Below are 25245 nucleotides of genomic sequence, written 5' to 3'. Positions count from 1 at the left end.
CGATGCCAAGCAGCTTCACGGGCATCGCTATGCCCGCTTTCGAAGTCTCACCCGCGTCGCATGCCAGTGCCTGCTGGCTGCAGCCGCCCAAAACATCAAGAAGATCGCCATGGCGCTCACCAAGCCACCCAGACCAGCCATGGCATGAGCGCCAGAGGCCGCCAACTTCGCCCCGCCTCAGAACCCAACTAAAACAACCAACGTCCAAAAAACAAACCCGCCGAAAATATCGACGGGTTTGTCAGCAGTCTGGGCCTCGCGTGAAGCGAGGCTTTTTCTCGGGAACCTGGCGTTTCTGCCGCCATCCGCCCTAGACGCCCCAGCCTGATTTTGCCGCGTTGGCCGTCCCACCTATGCACGGCGGTTTTCTCGGGCCTACTTCTCCCGGTCCTCAAGGCAGAACTGTCTCACCAAAATCGGTCTGAGGTCGCGGATCGGGCGAGCCCTTGTGTTTGGCTGTGATCGAGCTGTTTTAGATGGGCGGCGCGCTGCCGTGCGCTGGCAAGGATGCTCACGAATTGGCTCAATTAGCGTGCAAGATCGGAAGGGCAGCCATGCATCAGCGGCCTTGGTAAATCATAGCGATGCGCTATCTATCTCCGTGCAATACAAGGAGAAAATGATGAAGAAGATTGCAACCGCAGTTGCTGCCGTATCGCTGATGCAAGCCTTGGCCACGAGCGTCGGTGCTGCCGATTTGGTCACCACTTATCAGCAGCCCGAGCCCGACCTGAGTGACGGCGTCAAGATCGGGATTCTGACCTGTGACGTCGGTGGCGGTGTCGGTTATGTCCTCGGTTCGGCAAAATCGGTTGATTGCGTTTTCAGCCCGACATCGGGCAGCGAGACGCAGGATCGGTACGCGGGTGCGATCCGCAAACTGGGCGTTGATGTCGGATTTACCACGCGCGGCCGGATTGTGTGGGCGGTGTTTGCGCCGACGACGGGATACCATCGCGGTTCGCTGGGCGGCCTTTACCAGGGCGCATCGGCCGAAGCGACGCTTGTCGCCGGTGTTGGTGCCAACATCCTCGTCGGCGGCACCAGTGGCTCGGTGCAGTTGCAGACGCTGAGCGTGACCGGACAGCTCGGCCTCAACGTTGCCGCTACCGGAACGTCCATGACGTTGACGCCACAAGGCTAACGGCGTCTCGCCGGCTATCGATTGGCGCGCTCTTGAATAAATCTGGCCGCATTCTTGTGCGGCCAGCTTGGGCTTCGGCTCAGGAGGGAGAGATGAGATATACCCCAATAATCATGGCGATAGCGCTTGCCGGCTGCAACACGACTGCACCGCCGCTTGGGCCTGTGCCGGGAAGCCTGACCTATGGACGCGTCGTGCGCTCGCCGTACCCGCCGGGAACGGTGATCAATAACACGTTCCTGGGAAAATGGGGTTACCGCACATTCGAGAAATACGTGGTCCAGCCTGATGGAACGCTTAAGTTGACCTCCCAGCAGACGGCCCCGGATTTTCTGGTTTTCTGATATTTTCGCTGCCGCTATCGAAGTTTCGGTGGCTTACTGGTGATATTCGCCTGAATTTCGTGTTCAGGGACGTGGCGCCCGAGGAGCTTGTGCAATTTGCGCTCTTCGGCGGAATCGGCACCGTTCCGCCTGCCTTGGTTGGCGATGCTCCGGCCCCTCGGCCCCGGATTTCTAATCTGTCGGTTTTGCGTGCTGTGCATGGCTCTTTCCTCCCTCCGGGGAAACGCACAACTCGCGCCAAAGTTCATGGCTCCACGGGAAAATTCGCCGTCGCCGATCCTCAGCAGGGGCCGAAACGGTCTCAGTTTCGGAAGACGGTGCAGGCTGCCCCGGCGGCACGGACAGTCATGCAAACCTTGTCAGCTTCAGCGCGAGTCTCTCTGCCGATACGAGCAGCAAAGCGCGGCCTGAAGCCAAAGCTGCGATCCCGCATGCGCACGATGACCGGCTCCTCGCTCGCGAGAGGTGCGGGAAGTTGACGCGCGACTGCGGTAAATAGGCGAAGTGCTGCGGCATCGTTGCTATTTGCCGCAAGCTGGGCGCCCCATGGCGCCCACTGACCCTGTTGGACCGAGGCGGTTTCGGTCAGGCGGCGCTTGCTGGCAAGCTCTATGCAACCATCGATGAAGGATTTGTCCGGAATGAGAAACTGCGCAGCCTCGACAGGCGGATCGTTCTTCCACTGCTCGATCGTATTCGCCGTGATGTCAAGAACGTAGCTGCGTGTCTCGAAGGGCAGCAGGCCCGTATCGAGATAGTCGGAGAGGCCCTGCTCGCCGGCATTATAGGCCGCGGCAGCGAGGCCGAGATTGCCAAAGCGTATTCGCAGCTCGTCGAGGTAGCGCGCTGATTCCTTGAGGGATTCGAGGATATCGAAACTATCCCTCAATCCGCGCAGCCTTGCGGTGCCAGGCATGAACTGCGCAATGCCCTGCGCGCCTTTGGGACTGATGGCGCCTGCCTGAAAACGGCTCTCCCGCCAGATCAACCGGGCGAAATATTCCGGCGGCAGGTCGTTTTCCCGCGCGAAGTGATCGATCGCGACGCAGAGATCGCGCCCGTAAGTTTCGCGGGTGATACATAGGCGCTCGCCAGAGTTCGGCATGTCGAGGGAATAGACACAGACACGATGCGACGTTGCAGCGGGCGGCTGGGAGAGGGCCATCTGGGTAAGTGCCAACAGAAAGCTGGCCACCAGCGCTACGATGCGTGCTTTGCCAAACGATACGCCCACCGCAGCCATCGTCCCTCTGTCGCCATTCCTGACTTTCTGGATCGAGCCGGAAAAGATACGCCCGTCAATGATGACGGGCGGAGTTGGGAGATTAATACGCACCCGCACGTTAGCAATCTTGAATATGACGTCAAGCCAGAAACGGAGCATGGAAGCTTTTTGCCATTTGCCGCGGCTCGACTATTGTCGGCGAAAGAGTTCCCGATTCAGCGAGGCCGCCATGAGACTTTCCGCCTGCATCGAATGGCTGTTCGCAGCTGACGCCGACAACTTCGCGGACAGGATCCGCCTTGCGCACGCGCACGGCGTGGAGGCAGTCGAATTCTGGAAGTGGACGAACAAGGATATCGGCAGCATCGAATGGGCGCTGACGGAAACCGGCATAGAACTCACGAGTTTTGTGGCGGAACCGATGATTGCCCTGACAGACAGAACCAATAAGGAAGCGTTTCTGAAAGGTCTGAAAAGTTCGATCGCAACGGCAAGACGCCTCGGCGCGCACACCCTGATTGCGCAGGCAGGTGATGATCTTGCCGGCAAGTCTCGCGAGGAGCAGAAGGCAGCGCTGATCGAAACCCTGACCGCCGCCGGCGAAATTCTCGAGGGCAGTGGGGTTCGCCTCGGCCTCGAGCCGCTCAACACGCTGATCGACCACGTCGGCTATTTCCTTCATTCAACAGTGGAAGGTCTCGAGATCGTAAGGGCGACGGGGCGTTCCGAGATCGGCATTGTCTATGATGTCTATCATTCCGCCGTCATGGGAGAGGACACGGCCGAGGTGATCGGCGATGATATCGACCGAGTTTTCCACGTCCATGTAGCCGATCATCCGGGACGGAATGAGCCCGGCAGCGGAAATGTCGACCTTAAGCGACGGGTCGATTGGCTTGTCGAACATGGCTACCGAGGCGCGATCGGGCTGGAATACAGGCCGCTGGCAGCGAGCGCTGCGACGATTGTGGAGACCCGGCGTATGCTCGGCTAGAAGCCGGGTGACTCAGACTCCGGTGGACGCAACCATTTCAATCTGCAGAGTCACGCACCATCTAGGGGATGAATGATGTCCTTCCTCAATCGGGACGCGACCGTGTTTGTGGAGTATAACCATGCAATCCGTTTCGGACGCGCCTTTGTCCTTCAACGATCAGAGTGAGGGCGTGTGGCCCTCGCGTCGGCGAAAGATCATCGATTGGCTGGTCACGGAAACGCGTGACGAGCGCTTCATCGACAACATCTTCGTGCAGATGTGCCAGCGGCTCCGGAACGAAGGCGTACCGGTAGCGCGCGCATCGTTGCACTTCAGGACGCTTCATCCGCAATGGCTCGGAGCACGTATCCTGTGGCGCACCGGGTTGGCCGAGGCCAAGATCGATACGTTCGGCTATGGCGTCGAGAGGACACCGCAGTTTCGCAACAGTCCGGTCAACGAGATCTTCAGCGGCGCGATCGAGGTTCGCAAAAACCTCGAGGCTATGAGAGACGGAGACGGCCACCATCAATTTTATGACGAACTGATACGTGATGGGCTTACGGAATATATCGCTTGGCCGATGGAGCACACACTCGGAAAGCGCCACATCGCGACCTTCACCAGCGACCGGCCCGGCGGTTTTTCTGACGAGCACATTGCTTTCCTCCAGGATCTTCTGCCCGCCTTGACACTGGTGACCGAGATCCGCCTCAAGAACATTCTCGCGCGCACGTTGTTGGAGACCTATGTCGGGCCGCATGCCAGCGGACAGATCCTTGCTGGGGCGACAACACGTGGCAGCGGGGCCACCGTCGGTGCGGCGATCCTGATCTGCGATCTGCGCGATTTCACGACGATCTCGGATCAATGGCCGCGCGATGACGTGATCGAGTTGCTGAACGGCTATTTCGACGCGATGTCGGAGCCAATTGAGAAACACGGCGGCGAGATCCTAAAATTCATGGGCGACGGGATGTTGGCGATCTTCCCGCTGACCGATCCGATGGCCTGCAGAAACCTCCTGACGGCGATCAAGGAGGCCGACGCCGCGGTCGCTGCGCTCAACGAGGAGAATGCGCGCGAGGGTCGCGAGGTGCTGCGCTACGGTATCGGCGTGCATGTCGGCGACGTCATGTATGGCAACATCGGCTCGCGCCGCCGGTTGGATTTCACGGTCATTGGGCCTGCGGTCAACGTGGCATCGCGTCTGGAAAGCCTGACGAAAGAGATCAAGCGGCCGGTGCTCTTCTCCAGGGCCTTCGTCGAGATGGCTTCGTGCAAGGAAGGCATGGAAAGCCTCGGCGCGTTCCCTCTGCGTGGTTTGGGCGAGCCAGTTGATGTGTTTGCCTTCAAGCGATCCTGAAGCTGTAAGATATGCAGACGAAGCGCGGGCAGGGTTCCTAAAATCGGGGCGGGGTTGTAGGGCTACACAAGCCAAACGATCTTGAGTCCCTGCCAGGAGACAATCCCTCATGCCCGGTCCCTATGTTGTTCCCGTCCATGGCGACGAGGAGCTTCCGAAAGAGTGCGACGTCGTTGTGATCGGCGGCGGCATTGTCGGTTGCTCCACGGCGCTGGAACTCGCCGAACGCGGCCTGCGCGTGACGCTTTGCGAGAAAGGCGGGATTGGGAAGGAACAATCGAGCCGGAACTGGGGCTGGGTGCGGATCTCGATGCGCGATCCGCGCGAGGTGCCGCTGATGGCAGAGGCGCTGAGAATCTGGGATGGCCTCGACAAGCGCACGGGGCGCGATACGGGTTTCAAGCGCACCGGCATCATCTTCACCTGCGCCAATGATAAGGAGGTGGCGGAGCGCGAGCGTTGGCGCACCAATCTGGACGGCTACCAGATCGAATCCCGCATGCTAACGGCGCAAGAATTCGGTGAAACGGTTCCCGGCTCAAGTGTCGATATGGCGGGAGCGCTCTACACGCCGGCCGATGGGCGGGCGGAGCCGCAGAAGGCGGCACCGGCGATCGCCGAAGCGGCACGCGACAAGGGAGCGACCATTCTCACGGAGTGCGCTGTACGCGGCATCGAGACCTCGGCAGGGGCCGTTAGCGGTGTCGTGACGGAACGCGGCGCGATCGCCTGCAAGGCCGTGGTCCTGGCCGGCGGCGCGTGGTCCAGCCTGTTTGCCGGTCGCTTCGGCATCGATCTGCCGCAACTGAAGGTGCTGAACAGCGTTATGCGCACGAAGCCGCTGGAAGACGGGCCGGCGCAAACGATATGGGCCAAGGATTTCGCTATCCGCAAGCGGCAGGACGGTGGTTACACAGTGGCCTGCGGCCACGACAACATCGTCGATATCGTGCCGGCCTCGTTCCGCCATGCTGCTGCGTTTCTGCCGGCCTTGCGGGCAGAGTGGAAGTCGCTTTCCTTCCGCCTCGCTGGCCGCTTCTTTGACGAGCTGCGCATTCCGCGGCGCTGGTCAATGGATGACGCAAGTCCGTTCGAGTATCACCGTGTTCTCGATCCGGTGCCCTCGAAGAAGTTGACGCTGGATGCACTCGACAGTCTGAAGAAGGCGTTTCCGGTTTTCGCAAAGGCGGAAATCGCACAGCGTTGGGGCGGCTACATCGATGTCACGCCGGATGCCGTGCCCGTCATCTCGGCGGTCGATTCCATTCCCGGCTTTCATATCGCGACCGGATTCTCCGGCCACGGTTTCGGCATTGGACCGGCAGCGGGACGGCTGATGGCTGATATCGTCACGGGCCGGGCGCCCGTCGTCGACCCGAAAGCGTTCCGGCTCTCGCGCTTCAGCGACGGCTCGAAGGTAGAACTGATCAGCGGCTTCTGATTTCGTGTATGAATGGAACTCGCGCCAATGCGCCATTCGGCAATCTGGAATCGAGTGGTTTGGTACGCCCTAGGGGAATCGAACCCCTCTTTACAGAATGAGAATCTGTTGTCCTAACCGATAGACGAAGGGCGCATCTGACAAGAAAATAGGAACGGCATGGCTGTTCGGCAAGACGTTCAGCTTGCTGGAAAAGAGAACCGGCGCGCGCTTCGGCGTGCTGACAGCTTAGCCGGCTGAAAGTATGTCTCGTGCAACGTCGCTCATATCGTTGTTGAGCTGGTGATCCCTGCGGTCGAGTGTGCGGACGACGGCGTGCGGAATCGCCTTCGCACAGAGATGAACATGGGCAGTGGGTACCACGTCGTCGGCGGCGCCATGATAGAGATAGATGGGAAGGCCGGGCGGGAGACCCTCTGAGACGTCCTTGCAGTCGCCGATGCCGTCGCTCGGCCATCCGCCTTCGCCGATGAAGGGCGCAGCGATGACGAATAGCCCTCCGAACCTCGGTTTCGGCTGCTGTTCGGCAAGCACATGGATCAAAATGGTGCCGCCGACCGAGTGAGCGACGAGAATTGCCCCGTCGTCCAGCGAAGCGAGTTCTCTCGTTAACGCAGGCTCCCACGCTGCGTAGCTTGGATCGTCCTCATTGGGCATTCGGGGATAGCGGACGGTATAGCTTTCGCCGAGTTCGCGCTCGAGGCTGGTCACGAGCTTGCTGTCCCAGCAATCGTAGACGCCTTCGCCGGCTCCTTGTACGAAGAGGACCTGCCTAGCCATCCGGCAACTCTATTCGGCGGGGTAGGCCGAAGCAAGGCTGGTCCATACTCAGCATGAGTAGCGATACCAACGCGTCGTCGAATCCAGGCTGAAATTCAAAGAAACCGACACGCCCCACGGAAAATCGTCGTTCTCGTCTGCATAGCATTGTGCACCTCGGCATCAGGCGACTGACCATCCGCCGTCTACGAGCAGGTTCGCGCCCGTGACTAGGCTCGCAGCTGGTGACGCAAGGAAGACGACGGCACCCACCACATCATCGGTTTCACCGATCCGGCCGAGCGGAATGTGAGCAAGCGTCGCTTTGTAATTGTCGGCGTCGGATAGAAAAGGTGCCGTACCATCCGTGTGGATGAACGTCGGCGATACGGTATTCACGGTGACATTATAGCGTGCCCATTCGGCTGCAAGACAGCGCGTGAGGTGATTGATTGCCGCCTTGCTCATGCAATAGATTGCCTCGCCGCGCAGTGCCACGGTGCCGGCCTGTGAGCTGATGTTGATGATCCGGCCGCTGTTGCGCTTGATCATCTGACGGCCCACCGCCTGCGTCATCAGAAACGTGCCCTTGATGTTGACATCAAGTATTTCGTCAAGGTCTTTCTCCTCAACGAGTTCTGCAAGATTGCCCGGAGCCACGCCGACGTTGTTGACGAGTACGTCGATCCGACCGAACTTCGTAAGCGCCGCGTCGACGGCTTGTGCGATATGGACCCTGTTGGGAATGTCCAGTTCGACAGGGAGGACCTTTCGTCCCATGCCCTCGAGTTCGGCGACCAGGCCTGCCGACGCCGCGACATCGCGGATCCCCAAGACAATATCGGAGCCGCCTGCGGCACAGGCAAGCGCGCAAGCCCGACCGATGCCACGGCTCGCTCCCGTCACGAAAGTCACCTTGCCCGCAAGGCTGAAGTCCGGCGCGTTCTTCTGCATAATCATCCCTCCCTCGATGAAGCTCATTTATGGCAGCGTCGACGCTCGGATGCCAGATGTTCTGCGCACGCTGAGGAGGCCGACTGGAGGAAGCAGGCGTGTCGCCGAGTCGCGAGTCAAGGCGAGGGCGCTACAGGCTCAAGGGCTACGCGTCGTCGGTTGACCGACCGGATTTCATTCCAGATTCACTAGCATTTGACGCGACGCACAACAATGTTACGAGGATATCGTGTAAACGTCAAAAGCCAAATGATTTCAATGACCGATGGCACGCCCTAGGGGAGTCGAACCCCTCTTCCCAGAATGAAAATCTGTTTTTTAGCTTTGCCAGCGTGTGCCGTTCCGTGCCGAAATTGCCCCCGGCGTTGACTCCATTGGAAAATTCACTGACATATTCTGTTAAGCCGTGCCACAGGGCGCCACGTTCATGTGCCCCCGGCGTGCCCCCGGCAGGATTACCAGAATAAGGAAAGTGCCACCGTGAAGCTCAGCAGCGACTTTTGCAAGAATGCCAAAGGCGAACCTGGAAAGAGGTTGGAATACCGCGACGACGAAGAGAAAGGTCTAATCTTCAGAATCACCGAAAGCGGTAGCAAATCCTGGTCCGTTCGTTATCGGGCGATCACGGGCGAGCAACGCCGCGAAACCTACAAATATCCCGAAGTCGGCTTGGCGCGCGCTCGTGAGCTTGCCAAGAAGCTGAAGGGCGGTGCCAGTGAAGGCCGCGACGTGGCGAAGGAACGCAAGGTGGCGAAGGCTTCCGCCGAACGGGCGAAGAAGGATCGATTGGAGCTTATCGCCGAAGCCTACTTTTCCGCTTCCCGGCTTGGTTCGCAAAGGGTTGGTTCCAAGGTCAAACCGAAGTCGGAAAGCACGATTGTCGAAGAGACCCGCGTTTGGAGTAGCGACCTGAAGCCGAAGTTCGGTCAACGGCCGGTGACAAGCCTAACCAACCGCGAGATTGGCGACTACATATCGGAACTGACCGCCACGGCCGCGTCGAAGGGCAGGAACGCCCACAGGCTTCTAAGGCAGATTTTGAACTACGCTATCATTCGCGGCGTGATCGAGCACAACCCCGCCGACCGCGTTGCCGTCGTCGCCATTGGCGAGCGTAAGCGTTATCTCTCGGACGCCGAATTGAAGGCCATGTGGGATTTGCTTTCGAATATCGAGGAACGCGAGAAAATCCAGATTAGCGACGAAATGGGGTTGTTGCTGCAATTCATGATCTTGACGCCTCTGAGGGTCAAGGAAGTCGCCGGTATGGAATGGGTCGAAATCGACAAGGGGAAGAAGCTATGGACCGTTCCGGCCGCACGAATGAAGGGTAGGAGGACTCACATTGCGCCGCTCAGTCCCGCCGCGCTCGCCGTGCTGGACCGCGCAAAACAGGTTATCGGCGACGAAACCTTCGTCTTTGCCTCTCCGACGACCGGCGGCGCCTTGGCGCGGCAATCAATAGCCCATGCCTTCGCGCGCGCTGTGAAGCATTTGAAGTTTGAGAGCCGTTGCACGCCGCACGACCTCCGACGGACGCAAACGACCGCCTTGACCTCGAAGGAACGATTGGGGGTCGGCCGGGATATCGCGCGATTGTTGTTGGGCCATGCCGACGGCGGCGACACGATATCGCGACATTACGACATGCACGACTATCTGCCGGAAAAGCGCCATGCGGCCGAAAAGTGGGGAAGACTTGTCATGACAATTGTCGCTGGCGGCAAGGTTGTGAAGTTTCCGACGACACCGTGATTGTTCAGTATTTATGAACAATAAAAAGCGACATTCGCGGACATGGTGCGACATTCACAGACATATAAGTATTTGAAACCAAACGATTGTTCATAACTATTAGGCTTCTCTAAACTTCCGGAATGGGCCAATCTTGGCTTGCCTAGGCAAATCCACCAACCATTCGGGAGATATAGGACAATGTCAGGTGACAGATTGCTACGTCCCTTAGCCGCTGCGGGTCGGCTTGGATTGGGCCTACGGACATTTTACCGCGAAGTGAGCCTTGGCAACGTTCCCAAAGGCATTCCCATTACCGACCGCGCCGTCGGCTGGCGTGAGAGCACCATAGATCAGGTTATCGCCGACCGTGAAGCCGGTATTCGTTCCAGCACGGGCGTCATCGTTGCTGAGAGACGCGGTCCAGGTCGTCCCCGCAAAGTTCCGTTGACCGTGGTCGGTTCCGAACCCGCAGTGCCGAAGCGGCGACCGGGACGACCACGCAAGATTCCAGTTTCCGAACCAACGGAATAACCAACGCCGCCGGGGAACACGGCGGCGCCGAAGCCTTGAAAGGAAGGGAGAACGCGTTTTCGGTGCGTCCCTCGATCTTATCACCGGCTAGTGACACCGCAAGTCCCCCGGCCTTCCATTTGAAGGTACGTGAGCAATGGCCGACCAGGCGACGAAGCCGAAGCTAGCGACGCGGAAGTTTAGGCTTCTACGGCAGATCGCCAACGACCCCGACGCAACGGGCGACCTTCTCAGGCTGGTCGTGGTCTACCTAGACAACCTGCTATTCACCAACGCCCTTTCGATTTCATTCCTCATGGTGGAAGGAAACATGGACGAACGCCGCGTGATCGCCGCTCGAAACCTTTGTGTGAAGCTTGGATATGGGAAATGGAGCGGCGAACGCGACAGGAAGGGGACACCTAGGCTTATCCTCATGGATCACCCAGAACGGCTCCGTCATATCGAGGCGCATAAGGCGGCACGTTGGGCCGAAATACGTGCAAAGAAAGACAGGAATCGGAAGTCCGAGAGAGCAAAACAGCGCGAGAAGTTGGAGAAAAGGGGACTGTTAAAATCACAGTCCGGGGACTGTCAAAATAACAGTCCGGGGGACTGTCAAAATAACAGTCAAAGTACTGTAAGTGGTTCTGTATCTACACGGTATATCCCCCCCACACTAAAGTGTGGGTCCCCCCCTTCGCTTCGCTCCGGGTCAGATACTCGGGAAGATATCCCTTTCCTTGGCAGATACATTTTTATCGGGACCAAGCGTTGCCGTCGGTATCAAGCGAAGTACCCTTACGCCGACCTGGTTACCGTACTTGAAAAAGCTGACCGCAAGGTCGGAGCCGCCAAGCGAGCGCGCGCCAACGGAACGAAACCAACCTGGCGGGGAAAGCGGATTCGGTTTGCGCCGGAAGCCGAAGAGGCATTCCAAGAGCGGCTAACGCCATTGTTTCCCGATCCGCAAACCAACCCCGACGATTTCGAGCGCTGGCTTAACCTGGAGCTTCGACAAGAGTCGGTCGCGGCAATCAACCGTGCGCACGGCCGACATTTCCGAACCTATGAGCAAGCGACCCGCTTCATTCGCGCCGAAGAGCGCGCGTGACTTGAACGGCAAGCCGGGAGCCGTGACATTCACCGGCAGATTTAAGTGTTATCAATATGAGCAAAGGCGCCGGGAAGATTGAAAGAAGGATTGCGGACCTGTTTGCGGCAACCCGTGACAAGGCGCTTTCTGTCGATGAAATCACTGATAGCGCTTATCAGCTTCACGGCGCCAAGCCGACCCGCGAACAACGGTTGGCGGCAACGCGCGCCGCCCATCGCCTTCTACGGAGGGTCCGCGAAACCATTGCGCTTAGTCGCAAGCTCATGGCAAGCGACGACTGGGAGCGAGGTCGCCAGTTATACGAATCCGCCGGACGGGTAGGCCATTGGGTCCGCATCGTCGAAATCGAAGGGCGAAGGGGAGCTTATCGGGGAGAGGATGATTTCTGGCAAGCCGCCACGGTCAACCGCCGTCTTTTCTTCCATCCGCCCGACGTGCCGGTGATCGTTTGGGCGGTCAAGATACAAGCCGACGGCGTCCATTGGTTCGAAACCGACGTTATCCGCGTCACTGAGAAAAACGTGGTTGTCGCCTATGCTGGCGAAAAAGCCAGACTGGACCGTATCCGGCTTTTCTATTGGTGGGCCTTCTGGCGCGGCGTCATGTTCGTTTCGTCGCAGACCGGACGGATTGCCGCCGCACTGGAAGAGCATTGGCGGGAGCAATACGGCCGGAACAATCCTATTCCACTAGCAATGAAGGTGCCACTAGCCGACGCCATGGCATTGCTTGGGGTCAAAGCCGATTTCACCCGCGAAGACGTTATTGCTGCTTTCCGTCGCAAGGCAAAGCTTGCTCACCCAGACCTTGGCGGAACACCCGAATTGTTCCGCGCCCTGGTCGAAGCGCGCGACCGACTGCTAGCCGCGATAGGGACCAAAGAGGCGCCGCCAAAGCCGCCCAACTACGCGCCATCCGGCACAAAGCTTGTTTACGGATCCGGTTCGTCGCGAGCAAACCGACTAGCCGCCAACGCGCGTCGATTGTTGCGATAACACTTATCCACCACTGCATTAGAAATCGCTTGAATAATGAAATTAAAGGCGCACTATATCTTTCAGGTCACCCGCGCTTTTCAGGCTCAAAAGCCAAGGTCAGTTGAAGAACGCGACTAAAGCAAAAAGTCAAAACACGGGTGACCCCGAAACGAAAAGGCTCCAGGAGATCCACTGGAGCCTTTCGTTTTGTTTGGCGCCGTGATTGGTCTTGGACGCTTTGGCTTTGGCTTCAGCTTGGACATGCTTCGGGGACGTGCTGCCACTACTTGCGGCAGTACGTTCTTTGATTTCGCCTTTCGGGATTCCCTTTTGGCTTTCGCTCCGCTTCCGGTTAGCTTCCGCCTCGATAGCCGCGAGATTTGCGGCGTTGGCGTAATTCGCTACAATCCCGGCATGACGGCCTTGGATATCCATTTGCACGGCATGATATCGGAGCTACGCGCCGCCGGTCTGAGCGTGGCGGAAATATCCGAACGGTCCGGCCTAAGCCGCATGGCGATTTGGCGAATGTCGAACGCTGATTGCAGGAAGCCGCTTTACCGAACCGTCAAGGCTATCGAGCAATTGCTTGACGAAGTGCGGACGGACGAAGCCGCCAATATCGAGGGTAGGTAGAGCGACCGAACCTCAGAGAAATTCACAGGCAAGCCTGAACGGCTTGGCTAGTGTGTGTCTGTACCTGAAAAGCGAAGAAACGCGTCCACGATTTTTGTCGTGGCCACCAGCACCTATCCAGCGCCGACCTATACCCCATAGCCGCGTGTCGTCACGGAAGCGCTTGATTGTTGTTGTCCCCGCGTGGTGACGAAGCGCAATGTTTCTCCAGTGGGGAAACATTCACTCATGCTTTCGAGGTTGGCAATCAGCTATGCATTCTTGCATGGGTTGGGTTTCATGCTCGCGTGTATTCGGAATCCACTGCCGAAGACTCAGGCGGGACGAGTCGAGGGCCGGGGGGCCGTTTGGAAATCTTAGGGGTCCAGGACAGTCAGCGCCCCCTTCAACTCGCGCACACTTCCGCGATTGAAAAAAGAGGGATCAAGGCCGGTTGTATCGACCCCGTCATGATCCACTACAACCGCTAGTTAATCTGGGTTCAATCGATTATAAATTACGGGGGACGGTCGATTAAGTACCCGCTTCGGGGTGCAATATTCGCATAGCGGGACGTTTTACCAGCACGGGAAGCTATTCCCCGCAAGAACGGCTTTAGCACAACGGTTCTAATCCCGGTTTCCTGCTGGCAACCCCTGGTCATGTGCCAAAAGCTCAACCCCGACGTTCTGAAGCTCCTTCACAGGCTGACGACGACGGGAAGTAAGGCGGCTGATTTAGGTTCCGGTGCCAATTATTTGCTTTTAGCCGCCAATCTGGCGGGACACCGTTGCGCGCCTCAAATGCCTCGCCATATCTCGGCGCGGCAGCCGCATGGTGCGGTAACCAGACATCTTCTCGGAAGACAGAGGCCGCATTGGCATGATTGGAATACTTACCTTCATCAAGGCCCTCACATTCGCAGGGACTATACTGGCGCTCGCCGCGCCAGCGAGTGCAGAACGCTTTGTGATCGACGGGGATGAATTGTTCAGTGCTTGCGTGACAAGTGTCGAAGCAAAGGATGATGCGCGTCATTCAATCTGCACCGGTTACGTCTGGGGCGTTGCCGACATGGATTTGGATTTTAAGAATTGCACGGCACTACGACAGATCCACGGCAAGCAGATGCGTGAGGTCGTCACGAACTATGTCAAGGCTCATCCGGAGCATCGGGACTTTCCAGGCGCCGTGCAGGTCAGACTCGCGCTTTTCGCGGCCTTCTGCCCTAGCACGAAGCTCACTATTCCGGGGCTGTTGAATGAGTAGACCAATTTGGATCTTGTTCTGGTTCGTCGTGTTCTGGCCCGTGGCCGTCTACTTGCTGTTCAAGAAACCGCAGGAAGCTGGCGTCCGTGAGACCGATCCAGGCGCGCGCAACGGTGTCGTGATCGGCCTCATCCTCATTGTTCTGATGGTCATCGCTTATGGGATGCAGCACTCATGAAAACCATGGATAAGACACGCGCCGCAATTGGTGTACTCGCGATGATCGGGGGCAACTTCGCCGCGCCAGAAGGCGCATAATTTAGCAGCACTAACAAATACTTATCGTTTGTTGATTTCGTGAGTGAGTGCTAAATTGCTGTCTGTTCTAAAGGGGTAGCGCCGCAAACGGCAAGCACGATGAAGACGGCAAATCCCCCAAATGCAGGGGGGTGCCATGGGTGATAGTGAAGTACTCTACGACGTCCAACGGACGCTTGGCTTCGTCAAACGCAATATCGACGCCCTTTCCCGCAAGGTCGGCGACCGACAGCAGAAATCCCCCGCCGAAAAGCTTCGCCAGACCGTCGTGCGTGCCGCCGCCGCCGCTCTTGTGACCTCACAGAACGGCATGGACGCCAGCGCCGCGCACAAGCGCTTCATGATCGAGCACGGCCACGCCGAAGCGTTCAAGACCGGCGGCGGCTTCGTCAAGGCGGTTACCGATCCGGCCATGACGACGCTCGCGGGTTGGGCGCAAGAACTGGCGGAAACCGAGATGCTGGCGCCCTTCGCCGCCGCCACGCCGAACGGGTTGTTTGCGCAGCTGTCCCGCCTTCCTGGCGTGCTGACGATCAACGCGACCGGACCTGTTTCCGTCCCTGGCTTCACGTCGGCGTCGTCCCTGAATGGCTCTTTCGTCGGCGAAGGTCAGGCGATTCCGTTCCGGCAAGGCGAAACCACGGGAAACACGTTGACGCCGGGGAAATTCGGGGTGATTTCCGGCTTTTCCAAAGAACTGCTGAAGCGGACCGACGGGCAGATCCAGACTGTCGTTGGCGCCCAGATGGACGCCGATAGCGCCCGTATCCTTGACCCGATCCTGCTAGGAACCGACCCCGCTTCAGGATCTCAACCGGCCGGACTGCTTTCCGGCGTTACCGGTCTGTCGCCTTCGAGCAAGGACGGCGCCGCCGCTGTCGCCGAAGATATCGCGGCCTTGATCGGCAGTTTGTCGCCAGCGCTTTCGGTCGTGATCCTTTCGAGACCGGAACAACGGGCAAGCGCAACGATCCTGTCGCCGGGAGCCGCTGCGGTTCCATGGATCACAAGTCCTTGGCTTCCCGACAATCGCGTGATCGCCTTGGACGTTGGCAAACTGGTTCTGTCCGAAGCCGATTTTTCCCTGGACACGACCGGCGAAGCCCTTGTGGTGACCGACGACGCGCCAACCGCCCTTGTCGCGGCAGACGGGACCGTGGCGGCGCCGCAAGTAAGCTTCTTCCAACAGGTCTACGTCGGGATCAGGTTGATTGTCATGCTTGGTTGGGCGGTCCGTGGCGACGGTCTGGCCGCGAGCTTCGTTGACGGCGTCGGTTGGTGACGAAGGGTAACGGCGAAAGCCGCGAAGGGGGCGCCGGACGGATTATTCGCCACGCGACAGTGGTTCCCCGTTCGGCGCTTCTGATCTTAACAGAGAAGGACAAGCCAATGGACAAAGATGTTCACTTCGTCATTCAGGGAATGGTCCAGGCAATCCGAAACCGGAACGCTGAGGCCGAAGAAGCGGAAGCCAGACGGCGCAAAGAGCAAAAGCAGCTGGACGCCATGCTTCGCCGCCAGAAGAGACGGCAGGGCCGTGGGCATGTTATGGCATATCTAGTGCGCTGAAGGCCGTTTCGGATTGCTTCACGCGACCCCTATAGTTGGAAAACCCCGTCATTCTTCGGCCAGCGATGGAACATGTCGTCGGTTATGCGTAATTTTGTGTGCTTCTTCATGATTTCGCTTCCTTAGTCGCCGCACTTGGTAAGAAGAGCTTCGCCAGCGACGGTGGAGCCACGAACGATTAGTTTCTGTCCGCCCTCGTACGCCCCTTTGAGGTGGACTGCCTTCTTCGCGCTCTTAAGCGCTTCGCCGATGACCTTTCGCTGTTCGGGCGTAATCACGGCATTGACTCCAAGCTTTCCGCCCGTAAGCGTGACGACTTCGGCATCCATCGTCACGACAACTTTCCCATCCACGGCGATTGCAGCGGTTACACTCGTCCCGTCCTCCGAGGCCTCTATATTGAAGTCGGTCACTTCCATGTATTGCGTGCAAGTCAGCATTACGCCGCGCATTCCGCCGATCCATGATGTACCGGCGATGACCTTAAGAGTGTTCTCGCTGAATGGGTTTTCTTCGTCTAAGTGGACAGTCCACGGATTATCTACTTCGGCGTGCGCTGGCGCTCCGATTGCCGCAAAGGCGAGGAGTATGGCTACGAGCTTTTTCACGATTGCGTCCTAGTCGTCTTCAGTCGTTTCGATCCAAACGACATTGTCGGCGTTGGCGTTGGCACTCTTGGCAACCGCAAGTGCGCGATCGATGTATCGTCCTACGATCTTGTCCATTTCGTCAGGGGTCTTCAGGACGATATGACCATGGTCCCGGTCCCACCTGAAATCGTCATGCCTTAGACCGGCTTCTTTGGCTTCGTTGACGGTCATCCCGTCCCGATAGCCTTGGTAGCGCGCCGCTGCCATGGAGCCTTCCAGTTTCGTTGTCTGTTTGCCTTTGGGGGTCATGACAATGACCATGTCGCCAGTGATAGGGATGTTCTTCATGTCTTCATTGCCTCTTTCAGCAACCGGTTTCGTTGCATGCGCGCTGGCGTGTTTCGCCCGTTGCTGGCGCATACCACGCGCAAGCGCTAAAATTGCCGTCCGAATTTTCGGTAACGGAAACCAGCTTCCAGAAGACCCCAGCGTCGGTGTAGTCGTTGCAACTCACAAGATAATGGTCGTTGCTGTTGCAAGCGGTGAGCATGGTTACAAGAGCCAACAGACCCAACCAGCCGCCAATCCCTTCAAGCTTCTTCGTTGGCGCTTCGCCTTCCGGCGCCGCCTTGAACACACTGTTCTTTGTCATTTGAAACCGCTACCCGCGGACGCCCGATTGCGTCACAACGCAGCGCAATATGCCATGTTGGACTATTGAATACTTGCGGTAGACGGACGAAGACTTGTGTAAATCTGCCACTGAACCAACCTGGAGTGCAGCCTCGACACCAAATTGCCTCGCACCTAGACCGTCTCTGTATCGTTTTCCTGGGTAGGACAGAAGCGTATACCGGCCTTCATATGATCCCGTTCATATCCTAGTACCGCCTCAGCGAGGTCTTTCTGGCCTGCTTCCATCCGCGATATGTAGTACCACCAGAAGTCCTCCATGTTCAGCATTTCCTGAAATTTTGCGGACTTCATTGCTAAGAGCCTGTCTTGGGCGGACGTGAAGTTTGCCGGCGTCTTCACGCTCACATGTTGCAATGCGTGGACGAGACAATCTCTGGCCAGCGCCACACAGCCTCTCGCGGCGCTGGCGCGAACTACCTGACGCGGAGTCTGTACTCGGTCCGGGTCGGTACGCAGATCGCTATACATCGAAGGTTCGCGCCCATTCTTGAGGTGGAAAATCTGGTCAAGGGCTACTTTCAGCGCCGCACGCGGGTCGGGAGCGCTCAAAGCCCACGCTCCCAATGCGTAACCTATCTTTTGGGAGTGACTCTCCATCGCCGTTTTCAGGGCTTTGCAAATCGCTGGATCAGACAAATTTCGGTTCTGAGCGTCAAACGCTTGCAGCGCCTTGCCCGATTCCTCGACGCAAGCAACGGCCAAGAAGTAGGCCCGTGCCATATGGTCATGTTCGAGCAGGAGAGATGCCTCCGCGAGCAACTCTCCTGCGTTGCGAAGCGCCGCGTCGCTGTAACTACGCAGAAGGTCAGCCGTTAAGTTGGGAAGGTGCGGTGAGCCCAAGGGCCTGCTCCATAAGTAGGTGGCTGTGAACGTGAGCTTTGAACCGTGCAGCGACCGCGTCACACGATATCAACAAACGCCGCTCCGTTCTCGCCAATGTCGTTTGGATCCGGGTAGACAACCATCAATAGGGAGAGTGCTTGGCGAAAAAAGGCCATATGGGCCGTTATGGTGCCGTCAATGACCTGCTGACTCTGATACGAAAACTGGCCCCACGCTTGTTGACGCCCCATGACAAGTGACTTCTCGGCGCCAAGGACTTCCATGAGCTGCTGAGGCATCTCGCCGGTGAAGGCGTGAAAATTCGAGTAGTGCTGGACGTAAATTCCGGCACCTCTGGGCAGCGGATAGCGCGTCAATTCGAAATGGAGGGCCTTCGCAAGCTTTTGACCGAACAGCTTGATTGCGCGTTGACAAATAGGACCGCCCAAATTCAGGAAATCCCAAGTTGGAAGCGCGAATGCCTGACTTGCTAGCCTTTGGAGGACGCCGACTTGGTCGACATGCATTTCCGCCAATAGCCCTGGGTTGTTGTATTCTGCCGCTCTGAAGGCCTCGCGCACGTCGGCTCGTTGTTGTTCAGAGACGGGGTCGGGATAGAGCCTCGATATAACGGCGACAACCTGCTCCGCCTTCCGGGTGGAGTTTTGGCATTCAACGCAGGAAGGAAATTCAAGTCCCTTTGGTCGCTGCTTTGCATCAAATAGAATCCGCGACGGCATGTGCTCGACGGAGGCGGTTGGTCTTTCACCTGAACAAAACGCACAGAAAGGGTGCTTCGCTATCAGACTCGCTAAACGGCTGCGCGACTGCCCCATTTTTACTCCGTTGCCGAATCTCTTTGACCCAGCACAGAATACCCTAAAGCTCGTCGTTTCGTCGCAATCCGTCGCGCGCGATTGGCCACGGTGTTCAATCTCATCGGGCTAAACTCCCAAGAAAATTTGGCGTGCCCCCGGCGTGCCCCCGAGAACGCAATTATTTTTTGAATTATTTTCCGAAAAGCCAAATTATCTATGAAATCAAGTAGTTGAAGTGGCACGCCCTAGGGGAGTCGAACCCCTCTTCCCAGAATGAAAATCTGGTGTCCTAACCGATAGACGAAGGGCGCTTCCTTCGTGGTGGCGCCCTTATAGTCAGGCACTTTGAATCCCGCAAGCAGCAAATTGGATTTTTTTCAAAATAATGACAGGATTCTTTTGCGGCAGCGAAATGGCGTTTATTGCAGCCGAATCAAAACGCTATGGATCGATGTTCCCAATCCTTCACACGAGCTTTCGTAACGCTAATGGCAGCGAAGCGTGAGCGTCACAGAGCGCGAGCAAGGGGCGATGCAGCCGTCCCACCACCGCAGCCCCAGTTCCAGTCGCGGCTTTTTCCGGTATCGAGATGTACGGAGTTCGTGTGGCAGTAGGTACCGACACCGCCGCGATCAGGCAGCGAGCGGATATAGCTTGCGATATCCCATTTCGACACGCCGTCGATCTGAATATCGGCCGCGTCGCATGTCTTGTGCATGGATTCTTCGGCGCCGCCGACCATGCGATTATGGTCCGGGTCGCGATATCCCGACGTGACGACGAGCGGCTTGCCAAAGTGCGTTTCGACCGCCCTGATCACATTCAACAAGTTCGGCTTGAAGCAGCCGACCTCTACCTTGTCGTTTTGAAGATGCAGGCCGTTGGGCGCAATTCGCGTCATGCCGGGCAGTGAGGCTTTCTGCAGTAGCCCGGAGAGACTCCCGAGCAGGTTTTGCCTCGGCGCGCTATAGAGCGCATTCATCGTCTGGCCTGCCAGTGCTCCGGTCGAGAGCGAGGCACTCTGAACCGGCTCGCCGCGTATGGCCGTGTTCTGTGAGGACTGCTGCGGCAACAGGGGTTGAGTCTGCTGCGTTTGCTGGGGCTGATCGACAGGAAGCTGGCTGCTGTAGACGCTCGAGCGCATGGGGCTGACACCAGCCGGCGTGTAGGCGTTGCCCGTGACGGGCTGCACCTGGGTCGATGTCGGGTTGTTCTGCGGCAGCGTGTGTGCCGAGAAGATGCTCATCGCCTGCGCGTTGATCCCAGTTGATTGCATTGCGAGACCGCCGATATTGGCGGGAGCCGAAGCGGTCGATCCTACTGCCATCGACTGCGCGGCCGGAACCTGTGCCGGCTGCTGACCCGATACATTCGCCACCATAGGGTCGCGATAGCCGGGTTGGGCGGTGGGCGAGGCGGTGGCCTGTTGAACGGCCGCAGTCGATTCGACTGGGGAAACGACAGCGGCAGCGTCGGCGGCCTTCTTGTTTGACACGCAGCCGCTGAGCACCAGCGCTGACGTGGCGATGAGAAGGGCAGGTCCGAAAGGTATCCGCTTTTCAACAGCGAGCACGCGAGCATTCTCCAGAGGACGGCGAGTGCTGCGCCAAAACGCATCGTTCGCCTCGAGTCGGCTGGAGAGTGCCCGCGCCACTGGCCTGCGGCAAGCGCGATGCGGACACGCAGGTCCGAAATCGCCAAAGCCGCAAGCCTCGCAAAAGCCTCGACTTACCAGGCGCCGGTATTGCCCATCGAAGCCCAGGGCTCGGCTGTCGGGAGGCTGCCGCCCTTCTGCAGAATCTCGATCGAGATCCCGTCCGGGGAGCGCACGAAGGCCATGTGACCGTCGCGCGGCGGACGATTGATGGTGATGCCGTTGTCCATCAGCTTCTGGCAGGTGGCATAGATATCGTCGACCTCATAGGCGAGGTGACCGAAATTGCGGCCGCCCGTGTAGTCCTCGGTATCCCAATTGTAGGTCAGTTCCAGGCAGGGCGCGCCCTTGGCACTGGCCTCGGTTTTGTCGCCGGGCGCTGCAAGGAAAACGAGCGTGAAGCGGCCCTTCTCGTTCTCCGTGCGCCTAATTTCCTCGAGTCCGAAGAGCTTGGTGTAAAAATGCAGGGAGGCGTCCAGATCTTTCACGCGAACCATGGTGTGGAGATAACGCATTCTATTTCCTCTCTAATGCGGGGTCTTGGATTCTGTCGGAATCTTATGTGGCGGAACACCAGCTTCGGGCAAGATAGCGGGGTATGATTGGCAACTGCGAATAATCGAAAAGTAGGACTTGCGCTAATCCGTTACCAACATGTTAATCTTGATGTGAAGAATCAGTTAACCGTAACAGTGTGACGCGTATTGAGGGACTGGCGATATGGCTGACAGAATTTCGTCAAAGGAATTCAGCGACCTCGATCAACTCGCGGGGGAAGCGGTCGATCTCATTGAAATCACTGGCGTCGTCAAGTGGTTTGACGTGGCCAAGGGCTTCGGTTTCATCGTTCCCGACAACGGTATGCAGGATGTTCTTCTTCATGTGACCTGCCTGCGTCGCGACGGCTACCAGACAATTCTCGAGGGTACGCGGATCGTTGCGCTCATCCAACGGCGCGAACGCGGTTACCAGGCGTTCAAAATCCTTTCCATGGACCAGTCGACGGCTGTACACCCTTCGATGCTGCCGCCGGTCCGCACGCATGTGCAGGTGACGGCGACGAGCGGGCTCGAGCGTGCGCTGGTCAAGTGGTTCAATCGCACGAAGGGCTTCGGCTTCCTGACGCGGGGCGAGGGGACGGAGGATATTTTCGTCCACATGGAAACGCTGCGTCGGTTTGGTCTCACGGAATTGCGTCCGGGGCAGGTGGTGCTCGTCCGTTACGGCGATGGCGACAAGGGGCTGATGGCCGCTGAGATCCATCCCGATGTGCCGAGCCCGGTGAGCCGCGCGCACTGATGCGTATGTCTGCAGCTCACTGGATCAGAAGCGCCATCGCGGCGCTTTTTTTCATTCTCGCCGTGCCGGCCCTTTCCCAACAGCCGATAACCTTCGACAAGGAACCGCTGATTATCCAGACGGCGTCCGGCAAGCGGCTGAATTTCATCGTTGAGATAGCCGACACCAACGAGCAACGCCAGCGCGGGCTGATGTATCGCAAGGACATGGCCGAAGACGCCGGCATGATCTTCGATTTCGGCGTTTCGCGGCGGGTGCAGATGTGGATGGAGAACACCATCCTGCCGCTCGACATGCTGTTCGTCGACTCGACGGGCACGATCCGCAACATCAAGCAGAACGCGGTGCCGTACTCCGAGGACATCATCGATTCGATGACGGAGGTGAAGTACGTGATCGAACTCAATGCCGGTGTAACGGCCAAGCTCGGCATCAAGCCTGGCGACAAGGTGATGAGCGCCACGACGACCAAGAAAAAGTAGGCGTTCGCGCCACGCGGTGACACGGGGCTGCTTGAGGCAGCGCCGAATTTCTCCCGAAAAGCGGGAATGCAGCGGGTGTCTTGTTCCTCGACAGGCCCGGCGTGAGAAGGGCGGTTTAGCGACGTGCGCCGAACACCTCGCGCATGACGTCGCCCTCCAACTCCACACAAAGTTCCTCATATTCATCGACCAGGGTGAGCTCGGCGCTGGCCTCCTTGCGGAACCGTTCGAGTGCGAGGCACGCCTCCTCATAGGCACCCAGCACTTCATCAAGCAACGGTCGCCCATTGGCGGCTAACCGCACAGCCTCGCGCTGGGATGCCGGTAACCTTAACAACATGCGCGCCAGACCGCATCTTGCAGCCTCGCCTAGACGATTGAATGACTTGCCCATTCGCGCCACCGTCCCCTCCTGGTGCACAAACGACAGCAGTGATTGCGTATTGGTCGCTGGGAGACACGCTATCACGGTTCTCCAGATGAGCGGCGTAGAATACGGTAGAATACCTCGGTACCAACGGCGACATATGTGATGTTGGCTGCGATTGAGCCCACCCGGAGCCAACGCATGTGGTCCTCACTCGCCAAGGGAAAGTGTTGCCCGAACGATTGTGAACCCGGTATTGCCACAACGTATAGGTCATGTTTATCTGCTAGCAACATACGCATTGGGTTGTGCTTAGTCAGCATCGAGGGGAATTCGATGGCAAGTGCAAGGTCAGGCGACGTGGCCCCTGTAGCGCCATCTGCCGAGGAAGTGCAAGACCAGCTGGAGCGCATCCTCGGAAGCGAGAGTGTTCACCTCCCTGAGCGAGCCCGGCGGTTCCTGGTGTATGTCGTGACGGAGACGCTCGCCGGTCGATCCCACTACCTCAAGGCCTACACGATCGCGGAGGTCGTTTTCGGAAGGCAGAATTTCGATGCTCAGGGCGATCCCGCGGTGCGGATCGAGGCTGGGCGCATCCGGCGGGAGCTGGAGCGCTATTATTTGATGGCTGGCGGCAGCGAGCCGGTTGTCATCACGATTCCCAAGGGCCGATATGTTCCCATATTCCAAGCTTCGTCGCATTGCCGTGGCGACACAGCGGACGCGGCGATGGCACCGCCTTCTCCAGTCTCTGTCGAGCCTTCATCAAGTGAGGTTGTCGCAGCACCGGCGGCTTCCAGATCCGCTGGAAAACGCTGGCTGATAGCTGGCGCGGCAATGGCGGCCGCGATTGCTGCAGGGGCCATTTTCCTTGGCATAAAGCCGGCCTCCAAGGAGGTTGCTTCCATCAACAGCCAACCGACGATAGCCGTGGATCGCTTCGAGGATATTGCGGGTGGCAGCAGATTTTCGGGAATTTCGGGCGGCGTGACCGATGAAATCATGTCGAAGCTCGTGAAGTTCAAGGACATTCTGGTCGTCGATGCGTCCGGTAATGATCAGGACGCTGTGAGCGGCCTCCAGAATGCTCGATACGCCCTCCAGGGAAGTGTTCGACAAGATGGCGATCGTGTTCGATCCACGGCGCGCCTGGTGCGTCGTTCCGACGGCGCCGTCATCTGGGCCAACCACTACGATTCCGATCTTCGAATACAGAGCGTGTTTGAAGTCGAGACCGCTCTCGCAGAGGAGATCGCGACCGCCGTCGCCCAACCCTTTGGCGTGGTATTTCAGACCGACATAGCCCCGGATGGGGCGGGTGGATGGGACGCATATGATTGCAGCCTGTCCTATTACAACTATCGCAGAAGCATGACGGCGGAAGCGCTTCAGACAGCACAGGAATGTCTCAGGTCCGTGACAGAGAAGTTTCCGAGCGACGCCACGTCTCTTGCTTTCTTGTCGCTGACTTACCTCGATCAGGTACGCTTCCCCTACAAGCTTGGAACCAAACCGTCGCCAAAGATATTGGAGACGGCATCGGAGCTGGCGAAAAAGTCGGCTGTAATTGATCCGCAGAACCCGCGCGTCCTGCAGGCGCTGATGCTGACCAGCTTCTTTCGCAATGACGTTGACGCCGCCCTCGAGGCGGGTGCCGCGGCCTATCAGTTGAATCCCAACGACACCGAGGTGGCCGGCGAATACGGCTTACGTCTCTCCATGGCGGGCAAGTGGGATACGGGCTGCGATCTCGTTTCCAAGGCAGTCAGCAGGAACGCAGGTCCGCAAGGTTACTACGAAGTCGGGATGGCGTTGTGCGCCTTCATGAGAGGCGACCTTCAGGCAGCAGAACTGTGGTCGCGAATGTCTGATCTAAACTACAATCCGATGCACCGCATGGTTCTGGCATCCATCCTTGGCGCGTCCGGAAAGATCGAGCAGGCGAAAAGGGAACTCGATTGGCTTGACACGAAGGCCCCTGCGCTGATGCCGGTGGTAAAGCGCGAGATTTCGATGCGCTTGGCGCGTCCGCAAGACCAAGAGCGCGTCCTCGCCGGGCTGCGCGCTGCCGGTGCCGCGGTCGATCAGGTTCAGCCGGCAGTGACCAACTAGACGACCGATTCCATGAAAGCGGCGTTTGATGGAACCTGACGTGCGCTGGTGGATTCCTGGTTTGAGATTATTCAAATGAGGAGTTTCATCATGGCACCAAGGCGGCGAGTCATTGAGCTGGCGATGAGCGAGCAAGAGATCGAA

Annotated in this window: 28 protein-coding genes, 3 tRNA genes and 1 pseudogene; 17 read left to right on the top strand and 15 right to left on the bottom strand. The window is 58.2% G+C overall.

Going from position 1 to position 25245, the window contains the following annotated elements:
• The 3 genes and pseudogenes from AC1DE4_RS29960 to AC1DE4_RS29950 form a co-directional block, all read left to right on the top strand.
• A pseudogene (locus tag AC1DE4_RS29960) lies at positions 1-148 on the top strand (IS5/IS1182 family transposase); the annotation flags it as partial.
• A 474-nt stretch (positions 149-622) separates the two neighbouring features.
• Entirely contained in the window at positions 623-1144 is a 522-nt protein-coding gene (locus tag AC1DE4_RS29955) for a DUF992 domain-containing protein (RefSeq protein WP_018117092.1), read from the top strand.
• Between the two features lie 92 nt (positions 1145-1236).
• Positions 1237-1488, top strand: coding sequence for a hypothetical protein (locus tag AC1DE4_RS29950; RefSeq protein WP_026371977.1), 252 nt, complete (start codon positions 1237-1239; stop codon positions 1486-1488).
• 14 nt (positions 1489-1502) lie between these two features.
• Here AC1DE4_RS29950 and AC1DE4_RS29945 read toward each other — a convergent pair whose 3' ends face one another.
• Together AC1DE4_RS29945 and AC1DE4_RS29940 are read right to left on the bottom strand one after the other, a co-directional pair.
• Complete coding sequence (locus AC1DE4_RS29945) at positions 1503-1688, bottom strand: hypothetical protein (protein ID WP_018117094.1); 186 nt, start codon at positions 1686-1688, stop codon at positions 1503-1505.
• Positions 1689-1789: 101 nt separating this feature from the next.
• On the bottom strand, positions 1790-2731 hold the full coding sequence (locus AC1DE4_RS29940; RefSeq protein WP_018858632.1) for a lytic transglycosylase domain-containing protein: 942 nt from the start codon (positions 2729-2731) through the stop codon (positions 1790-1792).
• A 211-nt stretch (positions 2732-2942) separates the two neighbouring features.
• Between AC1DE4_RS29940 and AC1DE4_RS29935 the strand changes: the two genes are divergently transcribed.
• The 3 genes from AC1DE4_RS29935 (at position 2943) to AC1DE4_RS29925 (ending at position 6496) form a co-directional block, all read left to right on the top strand.
• Complete coding sequence (locus AC1DE4_RS29935; protein WP_018858631.1) at positions 2943-3707, top strand: TIM barrel protein; 765 nt, start codon at positions 2943-2945, stop codon at positions 3705-3707.
• A 121-nt stretch (positions 3708-3828) separates the two neighbouring features.
• Positions 3829-5055 carry an adenylate/guanylate cyclase domain-containing protein gene (locus AC1DE4_RS29930; RefSeq protein ID WP_477884501.1) on the top strand — a complete coding sequence of 409 codons (1227 nt, stop codon included), beginning with the start codon at positions 3829-3831 and terminating at the stop codon, positions 5053-5055.
• Positions 5056-5164: 109 nt separating this feature from the next.
• Complete coding sequence (locus AC1DE4_RS29925) at positions 5165-6496, top strand: NAD(P)/FAD-dependent oxidoreductase (RefSeq protein WP_018858629.1); 1332 nt, start codon at positions 5165-5167, stop codon at positions 6494-6496.
• 60 nt (positions 6497-6556) lie between these two features.
• On the opposite strand, the gene AC1DE4_RS29920 is transcribed toward AC1DE4_RS29925, so the two are convergent.
• The 4 genes from AC1DE4_RS29920 to AC1DE4_RS29905 all read right to left on the bottom strand — a co-directional run bounded on the left by AC1DE4_RS29920 (position 6557) and on the right by AC1DE4_RS29905 (position 8555).
• Positions 6557-6631: transfer RNA gene (locus AC1DE4_RS29920), tRNA-Glu, on the bottom strand.
• Positions 6632-6724: 93 nt separating this feature from the next.
• Positions 6725-7276, bottom strand: a complete 552-nt coding sequence (locus AC1DE4_RS29915) for an alpha/beta fold hydrolase (RefSeq protein ID WP_018858628.1) — start codon at positions 7274-7276, stop codon at positions 6725-6727.
• 162 nt (positions 7277-7438) lie between these two features.
• Entirely contained in the window at positions 7439-8209 is a 771-nt protein-coding gene (locus AC1DE4_RS29910; protein WP_026371976.1) for an SDR family NAD(P)-dependent oxidoreductase, read from the bottom strand.
• A gap of 266 nt (positions 8210-8475) precedes the next feature.
• Positions 8476-8555, bottom strand: a tRNA-Ser gene (locus AC1DE4_RS29905).
• 134 nt (positions 8556-8689) lie between these two features.
• Here AC1DE4_RS29905 and AC1DE4_RS29900 point away from each other — a divergent pair.
• From AC1DE4_RS29900 to AC1DE4_RS29865, 8 genes are all read left to right on the top strand, one after another.
• Positions 8690-9964: a tyrosine-type recombinase/integrase gene (locus AC1DE4_RS29900; protein ID WP_477884498.1), complete on the top strand. Its 1275-nt coding sequence runs from the start codon at positions 8690-8692 to the stop codon at positions 9962-9964.
• Between the two features lie 180 nt (positions 9965-10144).
• Positions 10145-10477, top strand: a complete 333-nt coding sequence (locus AC1DE4_RS29895) for a helix-turn-helix transcriptional regulator (protein ID WP_477884496.1) — start codon at positions 10145-10147, stop codon at positions 10475-10477.
• Positions 10478-10613: 136 nt separating this feature from the next.
• Positions 10614-11570 carry a hypothetical protein gene (locus tag AC1DE4_RS29890; RefSeq protein ID WP_477884494.1) on the top strand — a complete coding sequence of 319 codons (957 nt, stop codon included), beginning with the start codon at positions 10614-10616 and terminating at the stop codon, positions 11568-11570.
• 56 nt (positions 11571-11626) lie between these two features.
• Positions 11627-12568, top strand: coding sequence for a hypothetical protein (locus tag AC1DE4_RS29885; protein ID WP_477884492.1), 942 nt, complete (start codon positions 11627-11629; stop codon positions 12566-12568).
• A 312-nt stretch (positions 12569-12880) separates the two neighbouring features.
• Positions 12881-13186 (top strand): hypothetical protein, encoded by a 306-nt coding sequence (locus AC1DE4_RS29880; protein WP_477884490.1) that lies wholly within the window; start codon positions 12881-12883, stop codon positions 13184-13186.
• Between the two features lie 861 nt (positions 13187-14047).
• On the top strand, positions 14048-14434 hold the full coding sequence (locus AC1DE4_RS29875; protein WP_477884488.1) for a Rap1a/Tai family immunity protein: 387 nt from the start codon (positions 14048-14050) through the stop codon (positions 14432-14434).
• Positions 14427-14612: a hypothetical protein gene (locus tag AC1DE4_RS29870; RefSeq protein ID WP_477884486.1), complete on the top strand. Its 186-nt coding sequence runs from the start codon at positions 14427-14429 to the stop codon at positions 14610-14612. The genes AC1DE4_RS29875 and AC1DE4_RS29870 overlap by 8 nt, the downstream gene beginning before the upstream one ends.
• Positions 14613-14828: 216 nt before the next feature.
• Positions 14829-15974: a phage major capsid family protein gene (locus tag AC1DE4_RS29865; RefSeq protein ID WP_477884484.1), complete on the top strand. Its 1146-nt coding sequence runs from the start codon at positions 14829-14831 to the stop codon at positions 15972-15974.
• Positions 15975-16383: 409 nt separating this feature from the next.
• On the opposite strand, the gene AC1DE4_RS29860 is transcribed toward AC1DE4_RS29865, so the two are convergent.
• The 8 genes from AC1DE4_RS29860 to gloA form a co-directional block, all read right to left on the bottom strand.
• Positions 16384-16869, bottom strand: coding sequence for a hypothetical protein (locus AC1DE4_RS29860; RefSeq protein WP_477884482.1), 486 nt, complete (start codon positions 16867-16869; stop codon positions 16384-16386).
• A 9-nt stretch (positions 16870-16878) separates the two neighbouring features.
• Positions 16879-17199 (bottom strand): hypothetical protein, encoded by a 321-nt coding sequence (locus tag AC1DE4_RS29855; RefSeq protein ID WP_477884480.1) that lies wholly within the window; start codon positions 17197-17199, stop codon positions 16879-16881.
• 16 nt (positions 17200-17215) lie between these two features.
• Entirely contained in the window at positions 17216-17488 is a 273-nt protein-coding gene (locus tag AC1DE4_RS29850) for a hypothetical protein (protein WP_477884478.1), read from the bottom strand.
• Between the two features lie 170 nt (positions 17489-17658).
• Positions 17659-18387: an AbiV family abortive infection protein gene (locus tag AC1DE4_RS29845; protein ID WP_477884476.1), complete on the bottom strand. Its 729-nt coding sequence runs from the start codon at positions 18385-18387 to the stop codon at positions 17659-17661.
• A 59-nt stretch (positions 18388-18446) separates the two neighbouring features.
• On the bottom strand, positions 18447-19205 hold the full coding sequence (locus AC1DE4_RS29840; protein ID WP_477884474.1) for a hypothetical protein: 759 nt from the start codon (positions 19203-19205) through the stop codon (positions 18447-18449).
• A gap of 218 nt (positions 19206-19423) precedes the next feature.
• Positions 19424-19498: transfer RNA gene (locus AC1DE4_RS29835), tRNA-Glu, on the bottom strand.
• A 197-nt stretch (positions 19499-19695) separates the two neighbouring features.
• Positions 19696-20760: a YcbK family protein gene (locus AC1DE4_RS29830; RefSeq protein ID WP_018858626.1), complete on the bottom strand. Its 1065-nt coding sequence runs from the start codon at positions 20758-20760 to the stop codon at positions 19696-19698.
• Positions 20761-20915: 155 nt separating this feature from the next.
• A complete protein-coding gene (gene gloA / locus AC1DE4_RS29825; protein ID WP_018858625.1) occupies positions 20916-21356 on the bottom strand; it encodes a lactoylglutathione lyase in 441 nt (146 codons plus the stop codon).
• 205 nt (positions 21357-21561) lie between these two features.
• Here gloA and AC1DE4_RS29820 point away from each other — a divergent pair, with 205 nt between their 5' ends.
• Positions 21562-22140, top strand: coding sequence for a cold-shock protein (locus tag AC1DE4_RS29820; RefSeq protein ID WP_018117103.1), 579 nt, complete (start codon positions 21562-21564; stop codon positions 22138-22140).
• A complete protein-coding gene (locus tag AC1DE4_RS29815; protein ID WP_018858624.1) occupies positions 22140-22622 on the top strand; it encodes a DUF192 domain-containing protein in 483 nt (160 codons plus the stop codon). Before AC1DE4_RS29820 ends, AC1DE4_RS29815 begins: the two co-directional genes overlap by 1 nt.
• Before the next feature lie 115 nt (positions 22623-22737).
• On the opposite strand, the gene AC1DE4_RS29810 is transcribed toward AC1DE4_RS29815, so the two are convergent.
• Positions 22738-23016, bottom strand: coding sequence for a hypothetical protein (locus tag AC1DE4_RS29810; RefSeq protein ID WP_169683757.1), 279 nt, complete (start codon positions 23014-23016; stop codon positions 22738-22740).
• A gap of 309 nt (positions 23017-23325) precedes the next feature.
• On the opposite strand from AC1DE4_RS29810, the gene AC1DE4_RS29805 reads away from it, so the two are divergent.
• Entirely contained in the window at positions 23326-25101 is a 1776-nt protein-coding gene (locus tag AC1DE4_RS29805; RefSeq protein ID WP_246779296.1) for a hypothetical protein, read from the top strand.
• Positions 25102-25245 lie beyond the last annotated feature (144 nt).

This window comes from Rhizobium sp. 10N414 (assembly GCF_056394785.1).
The sequence above is the reverse complement of the archived record's forward strand: the minus strand, read 5'-3'. Positions and strand labels throughout refer to the sequence as shown.